This is a genomic window from Pseudoalteromonas sp. SR43-5 (assembly GCF_014163835.1).
GTDB classification, from domain to species: domain Bacteria; phylum Pseudomonadota; class Gammaproteobacteria; order Enterobacterales; family Alteromonadaceae; genus Pseudoalteromonas; species Pseudoalteromonas distincta.
Genome location: NZ_JACJEA010000016.1, coordinates 70,005 through 95,323, shown reverse-complemented (window position 1 = coordinate 95,323; position 25,319 = coordinate 70,005). Strand labels below are relative to the sequence as shown.

Here is a 25,319-nt window from a genome sequence, read left to right as displayed (position 1 = left end):
GGTTACCCACTTTTAGGTTTTTTAATGTACTAGTATTTAAGGCTAAATTAGCTATTGATCATAATACATTTGATATTCACAAATTCGCGCATACCAAAGCCGCCGTGCTCTCGGCCGTAGCCACTTTCTTTAACACCACCAAACGGTAGGTTAGGTTGTGCTAAACCGTAGCCGTTAATATTGATCATGCCTGTGTCAAAGTACTTTTTAGCTAGTTCAATGGCTTTTTTCTCATCTTTAGAGAAAATACCGCCGCCTAAACCGTAGCGAGAGTCGTTGGCGATGCGCATTGCATCGTCGTTGTCTTTGGCTTTAATAAGCGAAGCTACTGGGCCAAATAATTCGTCGTCATAGGCTGGCATACCAGGGGCTAAGTTATCTAGTAGAGTAGGTGGGTAGTAATAGCCTGTTTGCGAAGGTATTTCGCCGCCCGTTACTATGTTTGCACCTGCTTTAACTGATTCCATTACTTGGTCGTGAATGCCGTCGCGTAAATCTTCACGAGCCATTGGGCCTAAGTCTGTATCGTCAGCCATTGGGTCTCCCATTTTCATGGCTTCAAATTGCTCTTTAATTTGCGCTTTAAAGTCATCGTAAAGTGACTCTACAACAACAAAACGTTTAGCTGAAACACACGTTTCACCGTTATTGATCATGCGCCCGGTTACACAGGTTTTAACTGCAAGCTCTAGGTCTGCGTCATCAAGTACTAAGTAAGCGTCGTTACTACCAAGCTCTAACACTGTTTTCTTAACGTGTTTACCTGCTTCTTCTGCTACTTTTTTACCTGTCGCATCACTACCGGTAAAGGTTACGCCGCTAATTGCTTTGTGCGAAATTAAAGAACTGGCTGTTTTGCCGTCGATAAGTAGATTGTTAAAGCAATACTCTGGGAAACCAGCTTGTTTAAATAGCTCTTCTATTTTTTCAGCCATGCCAAATACATTACCAGCATGTTTTAATACGGTTGTGTTACCCGCCATGATGTTAGCAGCACTGTAGCGAATTACCTGATATAGCGGAAAGTTCCACGGTTGAATACCTAATAGTACACCTGTTGGTTGGTAGCTGATAATTGCGCGGCCGCCGTCCATATCACGTTCTTCGTCAGCAAGTACTTGTGGGCCTTGTTCGGCTGTATAACGACAAATTCCTGCACATAGTTCAACTTCTTGAAAGCCTTGCTCATAAACTTTACCCATTTCTTCGGTCATGAGTTTTGCAATAGCTTCTTTTTGATCTTCAAAGAGTGAGGCTAACTTATTAAGGTATTTTGCACGTTCAGTGAATGACGTTAATCGCCATTTTAAATATGTTTCGTGAGATTTTTCGATTACCTGTTCTGCTTCCTTTTGAGAAAGTAGTGTATAGGTTTCAATGGTTTGCTCAGTTGCGGGATTAATCGTTTTAACTGTGTTACTCATTTCTATCTCCTTACAAATTTAGTTATTTAAAAGGTGCAAGGCTAGAGCCAGTTTTTAAAAAAAAGTTGCTTTTGTTTTTATCCATCTGATTTTATTAGTTAAATTTAGATTTTTGCTGAAGGGGTATTTTTTAAATATAAAAATTGAGGTGCTCGAGGCAGTAAAATATTCTGGGCGTTGCAAAATTTACAACACCCTCTGGGGCAAACACAGAGCTTTATATTAGCTCCTTTGCAATGCGCTTTAATAAGTAAGTTTCTCGTAAAATAGAAAGCCCTTGTTTTTCACTGTTAGCAATGGTGCGCTCGTTATGTGCAATTGCGTCGTTAATATCAACCCATTTAGCTGTCATGCCATTTTGCTGCTCGTAATGCTCTAACTGCGCTTTGCCAAACTCGTCGGCAATACTACATACAAAGCAATACGATTTAATATGAATAATATCAAAATCGTCTTTATACCAAGGGCGATACTCTTCATAGAGTCCAAAAGCTTTAACTACACTTATTTGTTGTGCACCGGTTTCCTCGCTTAGTTCGCGAATTAAGCCTTGCTCAATACTTTCGCCGTCATCTACTCCACCGCCGGGCAGGCTGTAGTCTTCATAACGGTTTGTATACATTAAAAGTATTTTATTATTTTTAATTACAATAGCGCGAGCTGTTAAGCGTGTAAATTGAGTACCTTGGTCAATATTAATACCTGAATGTATTAAGGTTTTTAATTGCTGCATTTCGTCTCCTTTTTTAGGTTTTTAATAATAATAGTTGCTACCATTCTATAAATAGAAACGGTTTTAATTATTAATCATAATTTGTGATCGATTTTTTTCAGCATACGTAAATGTTAGGTTGGTAACATTAATAGCATTTAATCGCTTAAGTTTATTTTAAAAATTAGATTCTGGGCGCACCTTTAAATTAATATCTAGGATGCGTAGAATAAGAAAAAAGCATAGGGATTTATCATGTTAGACATACTTTTAGTAGATGACGACGTTGAATTTAGTGACGTTGTTTGCCACATAGTCGAATTCCTCGGCCACAATATAAGCACAGCTACCAGTTTAAAAGAAGCACATCAATGGTTTGAAAATAATGCCTTTGATCATGTGCTGCTTGATTTTATGCTGCCTGATGGTAGCGGTTTGCACTTACTTGATCACTTAAAAACGATTGGGCAATCTCCAAAAATTACACTTATTTCGGGCCATCCTTCAGTTAAAGGTATTTTAGCTGATATGTGTGAGCCAAATGTAGGGCATTTATTAAAACCATTACAACGTGAAGATTTAGAACTCGTTTTAAATGGCCCTAAAAAAGCAGTTAAAAAAGCAAAGTCGAGCGGTATTGTACGCCACTTTGGCGGTTTAATTGGTGAATCTGAGCCAATGCAAAAGCTTTACAACATGATTGAACGCGTAGCTAAAACAAATGCTAACGTGATGCTTATGGGTGAAAGTGGTGCAGGTAAAGAAGTAGTGGCTCAAGCTATTCATAACGCAAGCCAGTGCGAAGGGCCATTAGTTGCTAGCAACTGTGGCGCACTTTCAAAAGAGTTAATTGGTAGTGAGTTATTTGGCCACGAAAAAGGCGCATTTACAGGCGCAATTGCACGTAAAGAAGGTGTATTTGAGCAATCAAATAACGGTACTTTGTTTTTAGATGAAGTAACTGAAATGCCAATTGATATGCAGCCAAATTTACTGCGAGTGCTTGAAACTAAAAAGGTAACACGCGTAGGTGGTAACAGAGAAATACCAACCAATTGCCGTGTTATTTCAGCTACTAACCGCTCGCTTACCGATTTGGCACAAAATAATGTTATTCGTGAAGATATTTACTTTAGGTTGGCTGTTTTTCCTATTGATATACCGCCACTTCGCGATAGAAAAGAAGATGTACCTTTATTAGCGAAAGCCTTTTTAGATCAACTTAATGACGAAAACGGCACTGCCTTTAGTTGGACTGCCGCACAGCTCAAAGAGCTGCAAAGCTATGAATGGCCGGGTAATGTGCGAGAGCTCCGCCATGCTATACACCGTGCATTTATTATGAGCGACCCACAAACCAGCGACATTATTTTACCTGATAACTTAGAGTCACCCTTTTCGCGCGTTAATAATCAAGCTGCCGAAAAGCCTGTATCAGCAGGGCAAACAATTGAAGAAGTTGAAAAAGAACTTATTCATGCAACGCTTGATAAGGTGCAAGGTAATAAAACGCTTGCTGCACAAATGCTTGGTATTAGTACTAAAACACTTTATAACCGCCTTAATGCATATGGCGGTATTGGCGAATATAAATAGATTTGAGGAAGGGCATGACATCCGATAACCAAACAGAGCAACTCAATAAATTAGTACACGATGCAAGAGGGCCGCTAAATCGTATTTCGATGAATGCAGAGCTGATTAAATTGGTACTTGAAAACGATATGCCAAAAGAAAAAGCGTTAGATGCACTTGATAAAATTATCAATAATTGCCAACAGTGCAGCGAAAGTTTGCAAAAAATATCAGACTCTCAATAAATATTAAGTGTTGTATAAACTTTAATTCGGGAAGCTAAATGAGCAAGAAAAAACAGCAAGGTAAAGCGAATATCACTTGGGCAACATTTATGGTGGTTGTGCTAGGTATTATTGTGGGCAACGCATTTTTAGCATTGAATACGATTCAAGGCTTAACACAAACCCAAAAAAGTTTAGACAACACTAGCATGCTAACCACTGCAATTGAGAAGCTGCATCTATCCATAGTGCAGGCTGAGTCTGGGCAGCGTGGTTATTTATTGACTGAAGAGACTGACTATTTAACGCCGTACTACGATGCTGTAGGCCAAATTGAAGCGCAAACAGATCATGTCAAGTCGCTTCACTCTGAGATTGACGGTCAAGCTGAGCGTATAGCCCAGTTGTTAGTTCTTGTAGATAGTAAAATTAAAGAATTAAAACAAACTGTAAACCTTGCGCTAGATGACAAAGAAAGACGTGCGTTGTATGTATTAAATACGCATAAAGGAAGAAAGCTTTATAAGCAAATTAGAGAGTATGTTAATGAAATTCAAGACCGTGAATTACTCTTTAAAGTAAGCCATTTTTCTAAATTAGCACAGATTAAAAATGAAGCTAAAATTACATTCGCTATAACAGCAATAACGAGTGCGTTACTGATTATTGGTATGTTTATTATGACGCGCCTTAATTTAAGAAATGCAGCACAATATCGTTTTGAGCTTGAAAAACAAAACGAAACATTAGCAATGAAGGTTTCTGAGCGGACACAAGAGCTAACATTATATTCAGATGAATTGAGCCGTAGTAACCGAGAGCTTGAAGAGTTTGCTTTTGTAGCAAGCCATGATTTACAAGAACCTCTTAGAAAAATCCAAGCCTTTAGCGACCGTCTTGAAACCATGTTTAAAGATGAATTGGGTGAAAAGGGGATGGATTACATTGGGCGCATGAAAAATGCAGCGCAGCGTATGTCTAACTTGATTAACGACTTATTAGAGTTTTCGCGAATTACAACGCGTGGTAAAGATTTTGATGACACGAATTTAAATGAAGTTGTAGCTGATATATTAAGTGATTTAGAGATTGCGATAAAAGAGTCTGAAGCACAAATTGATGTAGATGATTTACCAGTTATTCAGGCCGATAAAAGCCAAATGCAGCAGCTGTTTTTAAACTTGTTGTCGAACGCTGTTAAATTTAGGCGTCCCGACGTAAACCCACACATAAAAATCAGTTATCAAGATGAAGATATTTTCAGCTCTGATCATAATACTCATTTAAGTTTTCAAGTTATTACCATAGAAGATAACGGTATTGGTTTTTCACAAGAATATGCCGATAAAATATTTGTACCGTTTCAGCGCTTGCATGGACGCTCACAATATAAAGGCACGGGTATTGGCCTTTCTGTATGTAGGCGTATTGTGGAGCGCCACGGCGGAACAATTACAGCCCAAAGTAAAGACGGTGAAGGTGCAACCTTTATTATAAAACTACCTGTGGAAGCTGAGCTTTTCACATTGCAAGGAGAGGCTTAAATGCCCTATTCAAAAGTAAAACCGATTACTATTTTAATGGCAGACGACGATGAAGATGATCGTTTGTTAACACAAGATGCCCTTGCTGAAAGTCGTGTACTTAACGAGCTTCATTTTGTTGAAGATGGCGTTGAGTTGCTTGAGTATTTAGAGCGTAAAGGTAAGTTTGAAGACAAAGCAGTTTCGCCGCGTCCTGGACTTATATTACTTGATTTAAATATGCCTAGAATGGATGGCCGTGAAGCGCTTGAAGCTATAAAAGGAAACCCTAACTTAAAGGGAATTCCGGTTGTTATATTAACTACGTCTAAACAAGAAGAAGACATGGTTAAAGGGTATAACTTAGGTGCTGCATCTTACATTACAAAACCAGTAACGTTTGATGGTTTGGTTGATTTGATGAAAACGCTAGGAAAATACTGGGTAGAATTTGTAGAGCTACCGACAACATTTAACGATTAATGGAGATTGTATGTTAGATAAAGTGACTCAGTTGCTGCTTGTAGAAGACGATGAAGATGATTACATACTCACCTGCGACTATCTGGACCAATTGGATTCACACACGTTTAACATTCAATGGATAAGCTCTCCAGAGCAGGCAATTGCAACGCTTAGTAAAAATGAGCACGACATTTGCCTGCTTGATTACCGCTTGGGTGCATCGAATGGTTTAGATGTATTAAAAGAAGCAATTGCCAATGGCTTTAGCGGTCCCATTATTATGCTTACCGGGCAGTCAAACGACGAGTTAGACTCGGCGGCGCTTGATGCCGGTGCAGTAGATTACTTAATTAAAACAGAAATGAGTTCGAGCCGCTTTGCGCGTGCTATTCGTTATGCTTTGGCACGTAAAGATGTTGAAGGCGAGAGAGTAGAACGCTTAAAAGCTGAAGCCGAAAACCGTTCAAAAGATCGATTTTTAGCTCATTTGAGCCATGAGTTACGTACTCCTCTATCGTCTATTTTAGGCTACACCGAACTGTTAATGCAGAGCGATTTTAGTCAGCAAGCTGAAAATGAATTGGGTGTTATTTATCGAAATGGTAAACACTTATTGAGCTTGTTAAACGACGTGCTCGACTTATCTAAAATAGCTGCCGATAAACTGGAACTTACCCTAAGCGAAGTTAACCTTGATAGCATGCTTGCCGATGTATACACGCTAATGCGCGTATCGGTGCTTGATAAGGGCCTTACGCTGCGCTTTGAATCACATCAGCCATTACCTTTGGTTGCACGACTGGATGCAACAAGAGTTCGTCAAATTTTAATAAATCTAATAAACAATGCGGTTAAATTTACCGATAAAGGCGAAATTGTTGTTAATGCGTGGACGCAATGGGTTGATGATCGCGAAATGCTATTTTTTAGCATTAAAGATTCAGGTATGGGCATTGCCCCTGAAAAACAAGAACTTATATTTAAGCCATTTGAACAAATAGCCGATGTAGAATCACGCTCTGTAGGTGGCGCAGGCTTAGGTTTGGCAATATGTGCTGAATTGTTAGCGCGTATGCACGGTGATATTAGTTTGCACTCTGAAATAGGCAAAGGTTCTACATTTACGATTTCGGTATATCCAGGTGATATTAGCGAAGTAGAACGACAAGTACTTAATTTTAGTAGTGCCCCACAATTACAAAGTAAATCGGCTCCATGCAAAGTGCATGGGCGAGTGTTAGTGGTTGATGATTTACGTGATTTACGCATGCTAGTTGGTCATATGATCAGTACCTGTGGTGCGCGCGTAGATTATGCCGAACATGGCCAGCAAGCACTTGAAAAAGTACGCATAGCAGATGCGTATAAAGCGCCTTACGATATTATTTTTATTGATATTCATATGCCTGTAATGGGCGGCAAGGAAGCCACCATAGAGCTTAGAAAAATGGGCTACAAAGGCCCAATAATTGCGCTCACTGCCGCTACGATGAAAGGCATACATGAGGAGCTTGCTGCACTTGGTTTTAATGATGTAATACCAAAGCCTGTTGATAGCGCGGCTTTATATCAATGTTTGCAAGATTACTTGGTAGCGCCAGAGCATGCACCGCAAGCTAAAGATATAAATTGTAGTAATGGCTTAACCGAGAAAAAGCAGCGCTTTTTACTTGTGGAAGACGATCATGATGCAGCGCAAATTACGCAACTACTTTTAGAAAGTTTAGGCGTTGAAACCGTCATTGCGTCTAGCTGCGCACAATGTTTGCAAATACTTAATCACGACCAGCAATTTAATAAGGTATTGTTAGATATGCATTTACCTGATGGTCGTGGCGTTGACTTAGGCCAGCAAATTAATGAACGATATCCTGAATTACGTTTAGTGATTGTAAGTGGAGCAGAGCCAGATCCAAGAGAAATAAAAGATTTAAATATTGACCGAGTTTTACTTAAACCTATTAATTTGAGCTTACTTGAAACGCTTATTAGCTAGGGCCTGTTTATCTTTCGAGGTTGAATTTGCAGCAGTTTGTTTGGTATTTAGGCAAGGCAGAGTCTATGTAGTGTGGTTATTCCTCATAAATAGGCGATAACGTAGCACAAATGCCAAACATGCGCTGCCCGAAGGGTTCTGCCCAGGGGCTATTTACTCTTTGTTGCTCGGTTTTTACTTATTCGTACAGGGATGTAAGTCAGTAGAATAACGCAGGATCAGTTATCGAGCCCACTAGGTTACAAACCTCGCGCCGCGATTAAATAGCCCCTAGATTGAACGAATTTTAATCCTGAAAGGTCAACAGGTCCAATAACTGAGACATTATTTATATGCATTCAATAAAGTTAGTATCTGAAGAATTAACACCATCAAAAGTAGTGTGTGTTGGTCGTAATTATACTGCACACATTGCAGAGCTAAATAACGAAACGCCAGATCAAATGGTTTTATTTAATAAGCCAAATAGCGCAATTACTAATACGTTATTTGCAGCTCACAACGGCGATACGCTGCATTATGAAACCGAGCTATGCTTTGTAGTTAAAGATAAAAAATTTGCAGGTGTTGGACTCGGCCTTGATTTAACTAAGCGTACTGTGCAAAGTAAATTAAAAAATAAAGGGCTACCATGGGAGCGCGCTAAAGCGTTCGACGGCTCTGTAATTTTAACTGATTTTGTAGCGCTAACTGATGCAATGAAGCACTTTACCTTTGAACTTAAAATTAATAATGAAGTGATTCAGCGAGGTGATACTCATTTTATGCTGCACAACCCTGACTCAATTTTACAAGAAATTAGTGAATTTATGAGCTTAGAAGACGGTGATGTAATAATGACAGGTACACCGTCGGGCGTAGGTGAGGTAACAGCTAAAAGTATTTTTGCAGTGGCGCTTTATGCTAATGATCAGTGTTTGCTTGAGCATCAGTGGCAAGTAAGTAAAAATTAATGACTTGCTGTTGGTAGTGTTTATCAAAGTCAGTAAAGGTGGTTTTAAGCCAATTATGCTGACTTTGTTGATACTCAGGCGATTGAAGTACATTATTTTTTAATGCGCGGTTAATTTTTTTAAGGGCTTGCTCTGCAAAATTATTAGGTGCTTTAGCCGCACAGCCTATTGCTCCTCTTATAAATTGAATGTCATTTTCTGCAATTGGCACACTTTCTATATTCGTATACTCCCCTTGTTTATTAAAGTAATCAGCCATAAACGGGTAATCAATTGAGTAGTCTAAAAAGCCGTGACTCAAGCGTGCTATAACAGCCTGACTTTCATTTTCGCTACTCCAACTTAACGAAGACTCTTTATCTCGTTTTGTATTTTCAATAATTGTATTAATTTTAGTTGTAAATTTACGTGCAGCCGCTTGCCCGTATACATATTGCGGGTCGGTTAATAAATTAATAAGGTGAATAGGCGAGCCGTGCTTTTCTTCTAATTGCGGCTTTAGATCTTTAGTCGTGATAATTGAAAATGGGGGATATACCGTTGTTGGATTTGAGTAGTTAAGTTGTTGGTTATTATTTTTTTTATAAATAACACACGGAAAACATACATTTTTTCCTTCATTTAAATATTTATTTATACGCTGCTGAGGAACAATTAAGCGAGTATGTTTTACATCAGTTATGGTTCTAATGAGTTGCTCGGTTAGGTTGTCGCAAATACCGCCTTGTGGTGCGCTTTCACTTTTAGCTATATGAAAAGGGGGCGTGTAACTTTGCAGCCAAATAATCTCTTCTAGAGGTTGTACTTTTTGCTCAACGGCGTGCGCGTTGAATACAATTAATAAGCAAAATGCATAGTATCCGTTTTTCAGCATTGATAAGTGTTCGTTGAATTAAGAAAACTTAATAAAAGTATAGTGTTGGTTGTAGTAGGGTCAAATATTTTAGTTAAAAAGCAACCTCATTCAAGGCTGCTTTTAACTCATACATGCTTAATAAGGCATCGGATGGTTTCTAAATATGGTGTTAATCTCACTAAGAATTTCGTCGTTTAGCGTTATGCTAAATGCGTCTATATCTTCCTTTAATTGAGCTATAGATGTTGCCCCAATAATTGAAGAAGTTACGCCATCTACTTGGTTACACCATGCTAAGGCTAGTTGTGCTGGAGTAATATTGTTTGCATGAGCCAGCTCAACATACTGCTTAGTTGCTTGCTCTGCATTGGGTGTATCTCTAAAAATACCGTTACGCTGCATGAAGGTCCAACGAGAACCTTCTGGGCGAGCTCCATTTAGATATTTACCCGTTAATAAACCGGCTGCTAAAGGCGACCACGGTAAGTAGGCAATATCTTCGTGTACACATTGTTCTATTAAATACGGCCAGTCTTTAGCGTGCGCTAAGCTAAACTCATTTTGAATAGATACCATACGCGGTAAGTTATGCTCTTTGGCCAAACTTAAAAACTGGCTTATACCCCATGGCGTATCGTCAGATAAACCGCAGTGCTTAATTTTACCTGCTTTAACACATTCATTAAGGCCTTCTAGAATATCAAGCATACTAGCTTGTTGCTCTTGTGTATTTACGTCGGTAAATTTAAGAGTGCCGGGCCATTGTCTGCCAAAGTGAGGGGTAGAGCGGTTTGGCCAATGTAGTTGATATAAATCAATGTAGTCTGTTTGAAGTCGCTTAAGTGAATCATCCACGGCTTCTATTACTGTTTGGCGAGTAATATTGCCGCCATCACGTACCCACGACAATCCATTGCCTGCAATTTTTGTAGCTAGTACCACATCGCTGCGTTTTTGTTTATTACGCGATAGCCAGTCGCCAATAATCTCCTCGGTTTTACCATAGGTCTCTGGCGAAGGAGGCACAGCATACATTTCGGCTGTATCAATAAAGTTTACGCCTTGCTCTAGCGCGTAGGCTATTTGTTCATCAGCGTCGCTTTGAGTATTTTGTTTACCCCAAGTCATACTCCCTAGGCACACTCGAGATACGTTTACGCCACTGCTACCTAGTGGGTTGTATTGCATAAAAATTCCTTAACTAAATTAGTTTTGAGCATGGCTGATTAAAGCCGATAAAAGAGGCTCGGAGATTGGGGCTTTTTGCCCTGTAGTAAAATCAAACATTACAACTTTAGATACACCCGTAGTCGTTATTGCTTTTTGTGCATGGCTATAAACGGTGTAGTTCATGGTAAAGCGATCTGTTTTAAGATCTGTAATTGTAACGCCTACAGTGAGTGTGTCGGGAAAAGTTACTGGGCGTTTATAGCGAACGTTATTTTCGCTTATTACTGGGCCCACACCGTTTGGGCTTATTGTGTCGAACAAATTTATTTTATTTAAAAAGTCGATTCGGGCTATTTCAAAGTAACGTAAATACACTACATTATTTACGTGTTGTAGCGCATCCATATCAGCCCATGCTACGGTGATATCGGTATGAATAGGGTGCTGATCTTTAAACGTTTGCATTATTTATTGGCCCTTGATTTTTAAAGTACTTAGATTATCAACATGGTGTTACGAGCTCAAGGTAATTAATGGCATGTTTTTTTTATAAGATGATTGTACCTGTTTAATTTTAGGTCTACAGTTAAATTACACAGACACACAAAAACACACACAAAGGTAATAATATGCAGAATATAATTAATTGGTCCTTAGCTTGTTTGGTTTTTATAGCCTCTTTTACCTGTTACGCGATGGGGAATGAATCTGGCGCTATCATTTTAATGTTGGCAGGATTTTTATTTGAGGTTATGTATTGGCTACGTGGTTATAAGAGAACGGAGGACAATAAACACTTTTTTTAATCGTTAACTAGGGCCTGTTGACCTTTCAGGATTAAAATTTGTTCAATCTAGGGGCTATTTAATCGCGGCGCTAGGTTTGTGACCTAGTGGGCTAAGTAAAAACCGAGCAACAAAGAGTAAATTGCCCCTAGGCAGAACCCTTCGGGCAGCGTATGTTTGGCATTTGTGCTACGTTATCGCCTATTTATGGGGAATAACCACACTACATAGGCTCTGCCTTGCCTAAATACCAAACATACTGCTGCAAATTTAACCTCGAAAGATAAACAGGCCCTAGGCTTGCATATCACATTTTATTCTATAATAATGACTGTATAAATAACCAGTTATTATTGTGGTGATGAAGAAGTTTATTCACATAGACATGGATTGCTTTTATGCAGCAGTAGAAATGCGAGATAATCCAAAACTTGCATGTGTACCGCTTGCTATTGGAGGCAATAGCCGACGAGGCGTGCTCTCAACCGCTAACTATATAGCTAGAGAGTATGGCGTGCGATCGGCTATGTCGAACTATCATGCTAAACAATTATGCCCCGATTTAGTTATTGTCCCAGGGCGCATGGCTGTATATAAAGAAGCTTCAAACCAAATACGTGAAGTATTTAGCCGCTATACAAACTTAATTGAACCCCTTTCTTTAGACGAAGCCTACCTAGATGTAACAGACAGCACCGCTTGTAAAGGCAGTGCCACACTTATTGCACAGCAAATAAGAGCCGATATTTACAATGCTACAGGGCTCACTGCATCAGCTGGTATTGCACCGATTAAATTTATTGCCAAAATAGCCAGTGACGAAAATAAACCGAATGGTCAATTTGTCGTTTTGCCTGATGAGGTCGATGACTTTTTAGCGCAATTACCGCTTGGGAAAATTCCAGGAGTGGGCAAAGTAACGCTCGAAAAGCTAAATTTAAAAGGCTTATATACCGGCAAGGATGTACGTGAAAAAGGCGTTAACTGGATGCAGCAACATGTGGGTAATTTTGGTGTGTCGCTTTATCAAAAATGTGCAGGTGAGTATGTTGGTAAAGTATCCACAGATCGTATAAGAAAATCGCTGAGTGTTGAACATACCTACGAGTACAACAAAACAAGTTTGCAAGAGTGCTTAGATGAGCTGCCAAGGTTGTTAGACGAATTAGTTTTAAGGCTTAATAAACAGCAGTTACGAAACCGTATTAATAAATTGAGTGTTAAGGTGAAGTTTGCAAATTTTGTAGTGACCTCTGCCGATCAGGTATACCACGAGCTAAATACAGAAATATTTGTTCAACTACTTACTAAGGCCTACCAGCGTGGGCTACAACAGCCTGTAAGATTACTTGGCATAGGCGTTGGCATTAAAAACGAGCCAGAGCAAAACTTCCAACTTAGTATTCTCGATTAAGCTGTAAAGCCTGTAACTCCAAGTTGCCATTTATTGATAGGTTATGTGATTAGCTCATCGCTCCTTACTGGTCTTCAATATTTAAATCGACGATAATAGGGGCTTATGTTTTCTAACAGGACCTTATTTATGGCATACCCTCAAGCGGTTAGTGCAAGCCTTGAATGCACATCTCATGATGCGCTTATTATTATTAGTAATGACTTTTCTCAGTTACCAAATAACTCATTACGTGATGCTATTTTAGCTCAAGCAAACGTAGATTCTCGCATCGGTAAGCAAGTTACTTTATTAGTAATTGAAAACAAGCGCGTTGTACTTGCGCCAACCGGTCCGTTAAATAGAGATTACGACGACGTGCGTCGTTATTTTGATGCTGCTAAATTAGCAATTAACGAAGCAAAAGCGTCGGGCAGTGTTAACCCTGCATTATTTTTACCAAATTTAAATGGCGATAGCCGTTATCAGCATGCTTTAGAAGTTGCTTATTTAGGCGCTTGCCAAGCCTTATGGCAGCCATTAGAAGCGCGTGAATATCACGGTGAAAGCATTGAACCAATTACACAGATTGGTTTAGTTGGCGCGAGCGAGCAAACTATTAAAGCTGTTAATGCAATTGCAGCAGGCCAATATGCAGCGCGTGACCTGTGTGGTACTGAACCTGAGCGTATGGCTCCCCCACGTTTTGCTGATTACTGCGTTGAATTGTTTAAAGGCTCAAACATTGCGGTTGACGTAATTGATGATATTGCAGCTATTGATAAAAACTACCCAATGCTAAGTACAGTTGCTCGCGCATCGTATGCAGTTGAGCGCCATCACCCACGAGTTGTTAAGCTTGAATATGTACCAGAGGGCGAAATTACTCGCACACTTATGTTTGTAGGTAAGGGCCTTGTATACGATACAGGCGGTGCAGATTTAAAAGTAGGCGGCCATATGGCAGGCATGAGCCGTGATAAAGGCGGCGCAGCTTCTGTTGCGGGCTTTATGAAAGCCGTTGCTGATTATCAGCCTAAAGGCGTTAAAGTGGTCTCGTACTTAGCTGTTGTTCGCAACTCTATTGGCTCAGATTGTTTTGTGCCAGATGAAATTATTACTAGCCGTGAAGGTGTTCGTGTACGTATTGGTAATACCGATGCAGAAGGGCGTTTAGCAATGGGCGACCTGCTTAGCGAAATGAAAGATTTAGCTAAAGGTGAGATTAACCCAACGCTGTTTACTGTTGCTACATTAACGGGTCATGCGGCACGTGCAATGGGTCCTTACGGTGCGTATGTTGAAAATGGTCCAGCTCGTAGTGCTGGTGTCTCACGTCAAATAGCTGACCTTGGAGATTTGTGGGCCGATGGCGCTGAAGTATCGCGTTCACGCCGTGAAGACTACGACTTTATTAAACCACGTACGCTAGCTGACGATGTTTTATCTAGCAATAACGCAGCATCTGCCGTTACTGCTCGTGGACATCAGTTCCCTATGGCGTTTATGGCTATTGTTGGTGGGCTTGATAAGCACGGTAATGACTCTGCACAGCCTCTACCTTATGTTCATATGGATATAGCAGGTAGCGGTGTTGAAGGCGGTGATTGGCAGCATGGTAAGCCAACAGCTGCATCAGTAACGAGCTTGTTTGCACGTTATTGTTTGTAAGCTAAAAACTTACATGTAATAAAAAAGCCCTGTTAATTCAGGGCTTTTGCATTTTATGAGAACGCTATCGATTAATCTAATTTAAAACGATTAACTACGCTCGAAAGACCTTCGCTACTTTGTTTGAGATTATCACTGGCATCGGTAAGCTGCTTAGTATTATTTAATGATTGCTCAGTTGATTGAGATAGCTCATTTATACGCAAATTAACCTCGTCGGCAGCTTGCGTTTGTTGCTCTGTGGCACGTGCTATTTGGCTGTTCATTTCGGTAATAATTGAAACAAGTCGTTCTATTTCATTAAGTGAAGTATTGGCTGATGACGCCTGCTCTACGGTAGAAACTGAAAGTGCTTGGCTTGATTTAACTGCTTCTACTGCTGCTTTTGCACCTTCTTGTAGTTTAGTGATCATGGTTTGAATTTCGTCAGTACTTTGCCCTGTACGACTGGCCAGTGTTCTTACTTCATCAGCAACAACAGCAAATCCTCGACCATGCTCTCCTGCGCGAGCTGCTTCAATGGCAGCGTTTAATGCCAGTAAGTTTGTCTGCTCCGATATGCTTCTTATTACATCAAGCACAGAGCCTATATTATGGCTCTCGTTGGCTAAATCTTCTGTTACACGGCTGACTGTTTCAATGTTGCTTGAGAGCGTTTCTATTGCTGTAATTGTTTGCGCAACCACATTTTTACCCGTTGATGCGTTTTGTGCTGCATCCTTAGCTGCTTGCTCTGCTGCTTCAGCGTTACGGCTCACATCGTGTATTTGGTGAGTCATTTGCTCCATGGCAGCTGCAACTTGGGTTGAACTATCGTTTTGAAGCTCAATAAATGAGTGGCTTGTTCTACTTGAATCGTCAACTGTATGCGCATGTTCGCTTACATCGTTTGCACTTTGTGCTACATGAACAAGTGACTCTCGCATTTTTAGAGCAAATAAATTAAATGAACGTGATAGTTCAGATATTTCATCATTACCGGATTCATTTAATTTACGGGTTAAATCGCCTTCGCCTTGAGAAATGTCTTTCATCATATCGGCTGCTAAGCGAGTCGGTATTAAAATACTCTTACCTATAAAGTAACTAAGTAAAATAACAGCAATAATCATAATTATTGCACTGATGACTATAAGGTTACGTTGCTCGCTAAATGCTTCTTCAATTGAATCAAGGTAAACACCCGAGCCAATAATCCACTGCCATTGATTAAAACCTTTAACAAATGCGATTTTTTCAACCGGTTTATCTTTACCTGGTTTTGGCCATTTATAAGGGATAAATCCCTCGCCAGAGCGTTTAACTATATTTACCATATCAACAAACAATGCTTTGCCGTCAGGGTCCTTGTTATTAGTTAAATCTTTTCCATCAAGCGCAGGTTTTATAGGGTGCATAACCATTGTTGGCTGGTAATTGTTAATCCAAAAGTAATTGGTTTTGTCGTAGCGCAGTGCTTTTATTGCATTAAGTGCTTGTGATTGAGCTTGTTGTTGAGTGAGAGTGTTATCTTGTTCAAGCGCATAATAGTGCTCGATTATACTGTACGCCGTTTCTACTACATTTTGTGTTTTTATGTATTGCTCGTCTTTTAGCGAACTATATTGATGAGTTAGGCTCGATATACTAAGTATTATTAGTCCAAATACAACGATGGCTATTAACAGTGAAAAACGCTGGGATATACTAAAACTTCGTAGATTAGGCATACATTTATCCTCAAAAAGTGTGCGCTTTAGCGCATAGAATAAGCGTAGCTAAAAAAAGAGTTTAATCTAGGCTTAACGCCTATTAATGCAAAAAAAAGGCTGATTTATCAATCAGCCTTTAGTCTGTTATTACCTTACTTGCTTATTTAACGTCAAAATGGCGATTAAAGAAGTTTGTAATTGTTTGATGTAAGTGTGTTTGCACTTGTTTACCGCGTAGGCTGTGCTTAGAGCCTGGGTAGGTCATCATTTCAAACTGTTTTTCGTTATCTTGCAGTTGTTTAAATAACTTAGTTGAATGCGTAAACAATACGTTGTCATCAGCCATTCCATGGTAAATCATTAATGGGCCTTTTAAGCCATCAGCATATGGAAATACTGCGCTGTCTTCATAGCCTTTAGCATTTGTATCGGGGTGACCTAAATAACGCTCTGTGTAATGTGTATCGTATAGAGCCCAATCGGTTACTGGAGCACCTGATACGCCGGCTTGAAAGTAATCGCCCGCTTTAAACATAGTCATAAGCGCCATGTAGCCGCCGTAGCTGTGGCCATAAACACCGATACGTTGTGGGTCAACGTAATCAAGTGTACGTAAAAACTCTACGCCTTTAATTTGATCGGCAACTTCAACCACACCTAAATGTTTATAAATAGCATCTTCAAACTTTTTACCACGGTTGTACGAACCACGGTTATCCAGTTGAAAAATTACATAACCTTGTTGCGCCATGTACTGAAAGTACAAGTTTTTACTGCGCCAGCTATTCGTCACTCGTTGAGCATGCGGGCCGCCGTATACGTTAACAATAACAGGGTGCTTTTTGCCATCAGCAATGGTGCTAGGCTTAAATAAACGGTAATGCATAACTTGACCATCATCGGCTTTAATTGTGCCGTATTCTGGTTTTGTTAAGTCGCTTAAATAAGGAGTAAGGGGGTGGCTACTATCAAGCTTATTTTCTTCAAGCCAGGTAATAAATTCACCGTTTACTTTACGAAGTGCTGCTGAGTTTGGTTTATTATCAGAAGAGCTATTATCGATAAAGGTTTTGCTGTCCTTTGCTAGCACAACATTGTGGTACTGACCTTTTTCGGTAATACGTTTGGCATCGCCTTTTTTAAATAAAGGCGCGCTGTATAAATGGCTTTCAAGCGGTGTATCTTTTCGACCGGCAAAGTAAACAATGCCTTTTTTCTCATCAATACCTTTTAAGCTATCAACAGCCCAGTCACCTGAGGTAATTTGGCGAACAAGTTGACCGTTTGTACGATACAGATATAAATGTTTAAAGCCGTCGCGCTCAGATGCCCATACAAAGTGTTTTTTGTCTTTTAAAAACTCAAGATCAAAATGTAGGTTTATCCACGTTTCGCTATTTTCGGTCAGCGCTACTTTTTGGGCTTTAGTTTCGCTGTTATAAAAACGCAGTTCTAATTTATGTTGCGAGCGATTTTGCCATTGGTACGACAGTGTATTGCCGTCTTTTAGCCATTTAGCGCGTGCAATGTAAATGTCTTCATCTTTACCTAAATCAATCCAATCTACTTTTTGGTCGTTTAGCTTAACCACACCAAGTTGAATTTTAACATTATCGGTACCTGTAAACGGGTAGCGCTGGTTAAATAATTTAACTTCATCAGCGTAAATTTCGTTACGGATAGCTTCTTTTACAGGGGTTTCGTCAACGCGGGTATAGGCAATTTTAGTTTCATCACCTGACCACCAGTAACCTGTCATACGGCTCATTTCTTCTTGAGCAACAAATTCGGCCATGCCATTTTTAATTACGCCGCCGCCATCTTTACTAAGCTGAATCTCTTTACCAGACTCAAGCTCTAAAGCATAAAGGTTTTGCTCTCGAATAAACGATACGTAGTTACCTTTAGGTGAAAAGCGTGCATCGGTTTCAAATGCTTCAGTGTCGGTTAGTTTTTTACTTTTAGCAGAGGCTAAATCGTAATAATAAAGGTCGCCATTGAGTGGGAATAAAAGTGCTTTGCCATCTTTAGACCATTTGTATTCAAGTATGCCTTTACCAAAAATACGTTGGCGTTCGCGGCGTGCTTTTTCTTCATCTGATAGGTTTTCTGGGCCTGAAAATAACTTTGCTGAATCAACTAGCACACGGTTGGTGTTATCTTTTAGATTGTATTCCCACAAATCGTAGCGGTTGTAGTCATCGCTTTTGCCTTGTAGGTAAGTTACACGGCTGCCGTCAGGCGAAAATTTAAGTTGTACAGGTGATTTACCAGAAAGGCTCGGATCGTCAAAAATTCGCTCCAGCGATAAAGGTTTTGCTTGAACACTAATAGCGCCAACCATTAACGGTATAGCTAGTGAGAGGTGTTTTATTTTTTTTAGCACAAGGTTGCCTTAGCTTATTATAAATATTGCTTTGATGGTAAAGCCAAGCGTGTGCAACTGCAACTAAATGCTATAAAGTGGCGATTATCAAAGACAAAGTAGGACATAGCAATGACTCACCCTGAATTTAAACTAGCGCCAGAACTTAAACGCGACTGTATAGAACTTGCCGATTGGCCGTTGTGTAAAGTACTTTTATTGAACGACAGCTTGTATCCGTGGTTTGTATTAGTGCCTAGGCAGGCTAACTTAAAAGAGATAATTGATTTATCTGAGGATGATCAAATTGTTTATTTAAAAGAGTCAGCCAAGCTAAGTAAATTATTAATGGATGTATTTAAACCTGATAAATTAAACATAGCGGCTTTAGGTAATATGGTGCCGCAATTACATATTCATCATATTGCGCGTTTTACGAGTGATGCTGCATGGCCTGCGCCAATATGGGGTAAACACCCAGCAGTGCCTTATACAGATCTACAAATCACAGAGCTAAAAAAAGCGCTGCAGTTTTAAGCTGCAACGCTTTTTTAGGGTTTAACTAAGTTTAACTAAACTTATTTAAGCCCTAGTACTTCCTTACCTTGCTTAAATGTTACATCTACAGGGATATTAGCTTTGCTTAGTTTTTCTAAGTCTTTAGCAAGTTCTTCTTTAATGTCGCCATGCGTTGCAATTAGTTGATCTACTTTTTCGTAATCGCCATCACCTTGCAGAGTTAAAATTAAGCGAGAAAGCTTGGCCATTGCAATGCTCATTTTTTCCATATTAACGCGGTATAAGCCTTCTTCATTTTTAGAAAAAGCACCTTCTTGAGCAAAAAAGTTAAAGCGGATCATATTTGCTTTACCATGCGCGCTTGATGCGCCAAAACGAACTGAGCGGAATATACCTGCCATGAAGGTCGTGTAATAATCTTCAATAGTGCCTTCAGTAATTTCGCCTTTTTTAAGTAACTGTTCAATCATGTATAGACCTAAAATATCGGCTTTACCTTCTTCAAGTGCACTTGCGTGTTCTTGTAGTGATTGACGAACAGTACCTTTACCTGTGATTGTATTTTTAATACCTAAACCGTGAGCCACTTCATGGAACATCGTATTGGCAAAAAATGCATCAAAAGTAATGTGTTTACGCTGCTCTGGTACAATTAACTGCTCTGAAATTGGTACTAAAATTTTATCAAATTTAGCACGCATTGCGTTTTTAAGTTGCAGACGACGAGTTCCTTTTTCTAGCTGTACTTGCTCATCGTTTGGTAAGTTAATTGCTATTGTTTTACTACCCGCGTTTGAATGCCCAGCGTAGTAAACAACATCATATGCATTTAGGTCGGCGTCAGAGCCTGGTACTTCTTGTTTGTACTTAGCATCTACAGGTAAGCCTTTTTGAAGCTCAGGTAAAAATGCTGCAAATTTAGCTAAGCGTTCGCTCCATTTTAAATCTTTAATAAGTACGTAAGATTCATAAGCTGCGCGGTAACCAAATAATTGATCTTCATAAGTTTCAATTGGACCAATAACCACATCTACTGGGTTATTTTTCATATCCATCCAAGCAAAGTCAGATACTTGAAAGTCATCTTTTTGTAGAGCATCGGCACGCAAGTTTAGATAGTTAGCAAATTCTTTATCGTCAGCAAGTTTGCTTGCTTCACGTAAAATATCAGCGGCTTTTGCAAGCTCATCAGCGTATTCTTTTGAATAAGGCACGCTGTAAAGCTTACCTTGCTCATCACGCTTAATTACAGAATAAAGCCCTGTTTTATCTTCAACGTCTGCATTGTTTAACTCTTCTTTGGTTATATCAGCAGGGTAAAACTGTGCGCCAAGAGGTTTTTCTTTATAGCTGGATAAAAATGCTTCATCACCATTTAAACGATCCCATGGACCATAGTTAATATCAGCAAATTTACGTACTTTTTCATCGTTTAGTTTTGCTAAAAAAGCATCTTTATTTTCACCAAATGCTTGCTTCCAAAATAACTCATCCATTATTTTTGAAGCGTCAATAAGCTTTGCAACCATTGCTCGTTGATTATCGCTTAAGTGCAATAAATCACTTTGTAAGCTAAAGTCGGTGTAAATATCTAAACGTTGTTTATCTGCATTAATAAGCTTAGGGCCTGACTGTGCACTGCTTTTTTGAGCAAGCTCTACGGCTGTGTTGTCGGTAGAAGACGGCGCTTGTTCAGAACATGCGCTAAGAAAAACAACACCAGAGAGCATAATTGCTTGGCTAATTTTATTTAAGATCATTATATTGCCTGTTAAAAAGTAAGTTTAATAATTTGTACTGCTTTAGTTAAAATATTAAGTATGTACAAACGCTTCCTTATTGTGAGTGCATTAAAGCAAAACTAAATGGTAAATAGCAAGTATTTGGCGTTGTAAGGCAAGCATGAGCGGTAAAGCATTATAAATAAAAATAAACTTCTATAATTTTCTTAACTTTATCGGTAAGTTAGACAATACTAATTATATTACTAATACGAAAATTAACTGCCTGAGTTTGCAGTTACTTTACAGGCTGAACACAAAAGGATGGCAGCTTTATGTCTACAGAAAACGCTTTATTAACGATTCTAGTCGATAGAATAAATAACGATACGTTGGTTTTACCAACGCTACCTGAAGTAGCGATTAAGGTTCGCCAAGCTGCAGATAACCCAGATGTGAATTTAATCCAAATGTCAGATGTAATCTCACAAGATCCAGCGCTTTCAGCTCGTATGATAAAAGTAGCTAATAGTGCGATTATGGGACGTTCTGTAAAAGTATCTAATTTACAACAAGCAGTGACTCGTATTGGATTACGTCAAATTAAAAACATTGCTACAGCTATGGCTATGGAACAATTATTTGTATCAAATAATGAGCTAATTAAAGGCTACATGGGTAAGGCATGGCAAAAAACATTAACTGTTGCTAGCCATTCAATATCACTCATGGAATTTTATTTAAAAAATAGTAAGCACACGTCACTAAATCGTGATTCTATTACACTCGCCGCACTTGTTTATAATATTGGTGTATTACCAATTTTAACCGAAGCTGAGCGCCACCCAGAGGTATTTGCTAATCCAAGCTTTTTGGCTCATGCAATTCAAAAGCTGAGTGGAAAAATTGGCTCATCTATTATGCAAGCGTGGGAATTCCCTAAAGAGTTTGTTGATGTAGCTCAGAGCTGGGCTGACCCAAGTTACAAACCTGAAAAAGTTAGTTACGTGGATTTTATTCGAGTAGGGGCTATTTTAGAGGGCACGTTACAGGTTTCTGATAAGTCTGCAGCGCTGCAAACGTATATAGACAAAGGCGTTATACCGTCTATGCAATTATTCACAAGTGATGAGTACAACGACATGCTAAAAGATGTGAAAAACATGTTTAGCTAAAAGTGCCTTCCTACACAACCAAAAAGGGTTAACTTGCGTTAACCCTTTTTTAGTTTTATTTTTCGGTGGTATTTTCTGTTTTAGTTTTTTCGTATCGCTTTATTCCTGCTACCCATGTTTGCAGTACGTTTGTTTTGTATATCTCCTCAACAGGTACTTTAAAGTAGTCTTTATCAACTAAAATAAAGTCGGCCCATTTACCTTTTTCTAAACTACCCACCTTAAATTCTTGATGAGCTGCATAGGCGCCACCGAGAGTAAATGCACGTAATGCATCTTCGCGGCTTAGTACTTCACTTGCTCGCCAGCCGTTTTCCGGTAGTTTGTTATGATCCATGCGTGTAATGGCTGAATACAAACCATCAAATGGATTTGCAAGCTCTACAGGGTAATCAGAGCCCGCAGCAACCACCGAACCTTGCTGTAAAAATGTTTGCCACGCGTAGGCGCCGCTTAGTTGTTTTTCAGTTAAACGCTGCTCTGCCATATGCATATCTGAAGTGGCATGCACCGGCTGCATTGAAGGGATTATTTTTAACGCTTTAAAGCGAGGGATATCATCAGGGGTTACAATTTGGGCGTGCTCTATTCGGTTTCGCAGTAATATACCGCCCGTTTTTTTAAACACATTTTGATAGGCATCAAGTACTACTTTATTTGCTTTGTCGCCAATGGCGTGAGTATTTGCGCTAAAGCCGCTTTTAAAGCTTTGTGTAAAGAGTGCTTCGAGTTTCTCTTGTGTTTCAAGCATTAAACCATGGTGACCAGGTCTGTCTGCATATTCTTCAATAAGTGCTGCACCACGAGAGCCCAGTGCGCCATCGGCGTAAACTTTAACACTGCGAATTTCCATAAAGTCATTTTTGTCGTGGTACCGGCCTGCCTTTAACATTGTGTCTAAATCAGGGCTTGCACCACTTAACATTGCCACAATACGCAGTGGTAAATTACCAAGGTCGCCGCGCTCTTTGTAAACCTCCCATGTGGTTTTATCAATACCTGCATCGTGAGTAGAGGTAATGCCTAAACTTAATAAATGTTTACCAGCTGCATCTAGTGAGTCACTTATATCTTGTTTTGAAGGGGCTGGCATATGCTGTGTAATTAGCGATTCTGCTTTGTCTACAAAAATACCCGTAGGATTGCCAAATTCGTCTTTAATTATCTCACCGCCTTCAGGTGCTTTTGTTTGGGCGGTAATACCTGCAAGTTCGAGCGCTTTTGAATTAACCCAAATGGCATGGCTATCAACTCGAGAAAGCACCACAGGTCGATCGTTAACTACTTTGTCTAAATCTTTAGCCGTAGGAAAGCGTGTATCAGGCCATAGCTCTTGGTTCCAACCTCGCCCTATGATCCAACCTTGTTTGTTATCGGCAAATACTTTTAGTTTATTCGTTACTTCATCAACCGATTTTGCACCGCGTACATCAAGTTGCGATAAATTATCGCCAAGGCCAATAACGTGCCCATGAGCATCAATTAAGCCTGGTAATAAGGTATTACCGTGCGCGTCAATTAGCTTGGCATCTGGGTAGCTATCTTTAAGTGTATCGCTACCTAGTTTTACTACCTTGCCATTTTTAATAACGAGGGTAGTAAACTGCTGTACTTCACCTTGATATAAAGGGGTATAACCGTTGGCATTATAAATTACTTTTGTTTGTGCAATAGTGTAACTAGAACTAGCGCAAAGGCTGGCTAGTATGAGTGGTTTTATTATTTTTTTGAGCGACATAAGGCATTATTTTTTATTGTTAGTGCGTTAACACTAGCAAACCCAACTTTATAATACCAATATGTGAGACAAATTATGATGAAGAAAAAAGCAGTAAAGCTAGAACATAAAATATCTAGCTTTTGAAAGGGTTTATTTACTAGCGTATAAACTGTATTCACTTAGCGTTAGCTTGCCGTCTTTGTCTTGATCATAGCTTGAAAACCGAGACCACAAAGCGGGGTCTACAGCGGTTTCTGAACGTGTTAAAAAACCATCCTGGTTTCTATCAAGTTTTTCAAATTGCTCTGCAACATTGTTGCTTGCAGCAAAGCCTAATGTGCTAAAAATACTAAACGCAAAAAGCGCTATATAGCTTGTTTTTTTCATGAAAAATACTCAGTAGAGGTTATTGGTAAGGTAATTTTTAAATTCGATTAACGAAATTTGGTTATCTTGGTTTTTGTCCCATTTTACAAATGTGTTTAATAGTTGTGGTTGGGGATCAAGTTCGTCATGCGTTAAATAGCCACTTTTGTCGCTATCGAGGTGATCAAAGCGTTGCTTTACATCAAGTGCAGCGGCATCAAAGCTTAATAGCATTAAGATGCTTATAATAAGGGGAAGTATCTTCATGGTGTTCCTTCCAAAAGATGTATTTAAAGTTTGTGGCTAAAATAAAGTGAAAAGGAAAAAGCACTTGCCGTAATTTAACTCCCAACATTAAATCCTTTTACACACTCCCTCAGGGATTATGGCAAATGCTTTTAATTCCAGTTTACCTATAACAAGCTTAAGTAAAGCTTAATCAGTAATTACTCATTAAGGTTTAAAGCTTTCAAATTCTTTTTTTGAGACTTTTTCATCACCGTCTTCATCTAAGTCGGCAAACTGTCTCATTACTTCCTTGTCTTCCTTTGCTTCTGCAATTGATATTTGTCCGTCCATATCTTTATCTAAGTGGGCAAAACGCACATTTGTTGGCGATGCAATTACAGTGGCACTAATTGCTAAAAACATTAATGAAAAAGCGGCTATAAGTTGTTTCATAATCACGTTCCTTATTAAATGAGTTTATTGAATAAATTTTTTGAATTCATCTAGCGACAATTGCCCATCTTGATTAGTATCAATTTGAGAAAAATTCTCGTGTAACACAGCATCTTCACCTGCTTCGGCTTCACTTAATGTGCCGTTACTGTCTTTATCAAGTTCGTTAAAAGTCGCGTGAACGTCCATTGCGTGTGCATTAGCGCCTAAAAAGCCTAAAGCCAGTAATGATGAAATTACTAAAATGCGTTTGTTCATAATTATTTCCTTATTGATTAAAGTTATTACTCCTATTACAAAAATGGTGCCAATAATAATTGTTGTTATTTTTCAA

General features: G+C 39.3%; 23 protein-coding genes. 10 read left to right on the top strand and 13 right to left on the bottom strand.

Translation table 11 applies throughout. From position 1 onward, the window contains the following. Positions 1 to 47 precede the first annotated feature (47 nt). Together H5090_RS11300 and H5090_RS11295 are read right to left on the bottom strand one after the other, a co-directional pair. Positions 48 to 1,424 (bottom strand): NAD-dependent succinate-semialdehyde dehydrogenase, encoded by a 1,377-nt coding sequence (locus H5090_RS11300; protein WP_182672851.1) that lies wholly within the window; start codon positions 1,422 to 1,424, stop codon positions 48 to 50. A 217-nt stretch (positions 1,425 to 1,641) separates the two neighbouring features. Further along, positions 1,642 to 2,157 (bottom strand): NUDIX hydrolase, encoded by a 516-nt coding sequence (locus H5090_RS11295; RefSeq protein WP_039485087.1) that lies wholly within the window; start codon positions 2,155 to 2,157, stop codon positions 1,642 to 1,644. A 234-nt stretch (positions 2,158 to 2,391) separates the two neighbouring features. Here H5090_RS11295 and H5090_RS11290 point away from each other — a divergent pair, with 234 nt between their 5' ends. From H5090_RS11290 to H5090_RS11265, 6 genes are all read left to right on the top strand, one after another. Further along, the gene (locus H5090_RS11290; protein WP_039485084.1) at positions 2,392 to 3,732 is read left to right on the top strand and encodes a sigma-54 dependent transcriptional regulator; all 1,341 of its coding nucleotides are present in this window, start codon (positions 2,392 to 2,394) and stop codon (positions 3,730 to 3,732) included. 14 nt (positions 3,733 to 3,746) lie between these two features. Further along, positions 3,747 to 3,956 (top strand): histidine kinase, encoded by a 210-nt coding sequence (locus H5090_RS11285; RefSeq protein WP_039485081.1) that lies wholly within the window; start codon positions 3,747 to 3,749, stop codon positions 3,954 to 3,956. 38 nt (positions 3,957 to 3,994) lie between these two features. After that, on the top strand, positions 3,995 to 5,479 hold the full coding sequence (locus H5090_RS11280) for an ATP-binding protein (RefSeq protein WP_154903470.1): 1,485 nt from the start codon (positions 3,995 to 3,997) through the stop codon (positions 5,477 to 5,479). Then, positions 5,480 to 5,941 (top strand): response regulator, encoded by a 462-nt coding sequence (locus tag H5090_RS11275; protein ID WP_039485075.1) that lies wholly within the window; start codon positions 5,480 to 5,482, stop codon positions 5,939 to 5,941. It begins immediately after the preceding gene. A gap of 10 nt (positions 5,942 to 5,951) precedes the next feature. After that, positions 5,952 to 7,919: a hybrid sensor histidine kinase/response regulator gene (locus tag H5090_RS11270; RefSeq protein ID WP_039485072.1), complete on the top strand. Its 1,968-nt coding sequence runs from the start codon at positions 5,952 to 5,954 to the stop codon at positions 7,917 to 7,919. Positions 7,920 to 8,251: 332 nt separating this feature from the next. Further along, the gene (locus H5090_RS11265; RefSeq protein ID WP_149602190.1) at positions 8,252 to 8,872 is read left to right on the top strand and encodes a fumarylacetoacetate hydrolase family protein; all 621 of its coding nucleotides are present in this window, start codon (positions 8,252 to 8,254) and stop codon (positions 8,870 to 8,872) included. On the opposite strand, the gene H5090_RS11260 is transcribed toward H5090_RS11265, so the two are convergent. The 3 genes from H5090_RS11260 to H5090_RS11250 all read right to left on the bottom strand — a co-directional run bounded on the left by H5090_RS11260 (position 8,823) and on the right by H5090_RS11250 (position 11,363). Beyond that, positions 8,823 to 9,746 (bottom strand): ABC transporter substrate-binding protein, encoded by a 924-nt coding sequence (locus H5090_RS11260; protein WP_182693575.1) that lies wholly within the window; start codon positions 9,744 to 9,746, stop codon positions 8,823 to 8,825. The two genes, H5090_RS11265 and H5090_RS11260, sit on opposite strands and share 50 nt — an antisense overlap. 117 nt (positions 9,747 to 9,863) lie before the next feature. Next, positions 9,864 to 10,916 carry an aldo/keto reductase gene (locus H5090_RS11255; RefSeq protein ID WP_182693576.1) on the bottom strand — a complete coding sequence of 351 codons (1,053 nt, stop codon included), beginning with the start codon at positions 10,914 to 10,916 and terminating at the stop codon, positions 9,864 to 9,866. Between the two features lie 18 nt (positions 10,917 to 10,934). Further along, positions 10,935 to 11,363, bottom strand: coding sequence for a thioesterase family protein (locus H5090_RS11250; RefSeq protein ID WP_182695736.1), 429 nt, complete (start codon positions 11,361 to 11,363; stop codon positions 10,935 to 10,937). A gap of 681 nt (positions 11,364 to 12,044) precedes the next feature. Between H5090_RS11250 and dinB the strand changes: the two genes are divergently transcribed. Next, a complete protein-coding gene (dinB, locus tag H5090_RS11245) occupies positions 12,045 to 13,097 on the top strand; it encodes a DNA polymerase IV (protein WP_182695735.1) in 1,053 nt (350 codons plus the stop codon). A gap of 129 nt (positions 13,098 to 13,226) precedes the next feature. Further along, positions 13,227 to 14,747, top strand: coding sequence for a leucyl aminopeptidase family protein (locus H5090_RS11240; protein ID WP_039485056.1), 1,521 nt, complete (start codon positions 13,227 to 13,229; stop codon positions 14,745 to 14,747). 71 nt (positions 14,748 to 14,818) lie between these two features. Here H5090_RS11240 and H5090_RS11235 read toward each other — a convergent pair whose 3' ends face one another. Both H5090_RS11235 and H5090_RS11230 read right to left on the bottom strand, forming a co-directional pair. Further along, on the bottom strand, positions 14,819 to 16,456 hold the full coding sequence (locus H5090_RS11235; RefSeq protein WP_182695734.1) for a methyl-accepting chemotaxis protein: 1,638 nt from the start codon (positions 16,454 to 16,456) through the stop codon (positions 14,819 to 14,821). A 142-nt stretch (positions 16,457 to 16,598) separates the two neighbouring features. Then, a complete protein-coding gene (locus H5090_RS11230) occupies positions 16,599 to 18,824 on the bottom strand; it encodes a S9 family peptidase (RefSeq protein WP_182695733.1) in 2,226 nt (741 codons plus the stop codon). A gap of 111 nt (positions 18,825 to 18,935) precedes the next feature. Between H5090_RS11230 and H5090_RS11225 the strand changes: the two genes are divergently transcribed. Then, a complete protein-coding gene (locus H5090_RS11225; protein ID WP_024597591.1) occupies positions 18,936 to 19,340 on the top strand; it encodes an HIT domain-containing protein in 405 nt (134 codons plus the stop codon). 41 nt (positions 19,341 to 19,381) lie between these two features. On the opposite strand, the gene H5090_RS11220 is transcribed toward H5090_RS11225, so the two are convergent. Continuing rightward, positions 19,382 to 21,082, bottom strand: coding sequence for a dipeptidyl-peptidase 3 family protein (locus tag H5090_RS11220; RefSeq protein WP_182695732.1), 1,701 nt, complete (start codon positions 21,080 to 21,082; stop codon positions 19,382 to 19,384). A 296-nt stretch (positions 21,083 to 21,378) separates the two neighbouring features. Here H5090_RS11220 and H5090_RS11215 point away from each other — a divergent pair, with 296 nt between their 5' ends. Then, on the top strand, positions 21,379 to 22,218 hold the full coding sequence (locus H5090_RS11215) for an HDOD domain-containing protein (RefSeq protein WP_002961652.1): 840 nt from the start codon (positions 21,379 to 21,381) through the stop codon (positions 22,216 to 22,218). Positions 22,219 to 22,273: 55 nt separating this feature from the next. Here H5090_RS11215 and H5090_RS11210 read toward each other — a convergent pair whose 3' ends face one another. The 5 genes from H5090_RS11210 to H5090_RS11190 form a co-directional block, all read right to left on the bottom strand. After that, positions 22,274 to 23,956 carry an amidohydrolase gene (locus H5090_RS11210; RefSeq protein WP_182695731.1) on the bottom strand — a complete coding sequence of 561 codons (1,683 nt, stop codon included), beginning with the start codon at positions 23,954 to 23,956 and terminating at the stop codon, positions 22,274 to 22,276. Positions 23,957 to 24,088: 132 nt separating this feature from the next. After that, positions 24,089 to 24,325, bottom strand: a complete 237-nt coding sequence (locus H5090_RS11205; RefSeq protein WP_002961647.1) for a calcium-binding protein — start codon at positions 24,323 to 24,325, stop codon at positions 24,089 to 24,091. 9 nt (positions 24,326 to 24,334) lie between these two features. Next, positions 24,335 to 24,571 carry a calcium dependent protein gene (locus tag H5090_RS11200; protein WP_033021630.1) on the bottom strand — a complete coding sequence of 79 codons (237 nt, stop codon included), beginning with the start codon at positions 24,569 to 24,571 and terminating at the stop codon, positions 24,335 to 24,337. A gap of 186 nt (positions 24,572 to 24,757) precedes the next feature. Next, a complete protein-coding gene (locus H5090_RS11195; protein WP_024597597.1) occupies positions 24,758 to 24,985 on the bottom strand; it encodes a hypothetical protein in 228 nt (75 codons plus the stop codon). A 24-nt stretch (positions 24,986 to 25,009) separates the two neighbouring features. After that, a complete protein-coding gene (locus H5090_RS11190; RefSeq protein WP_002961641.1) occupies positions 25,010 to 25,243 on the bottom strand; it encodes an EF-hand domain-containing protein in 234 nt (77 codons plus the stop codon). Positions 25,244 to 25,319 lie beyond the last annotated feature (76 nt).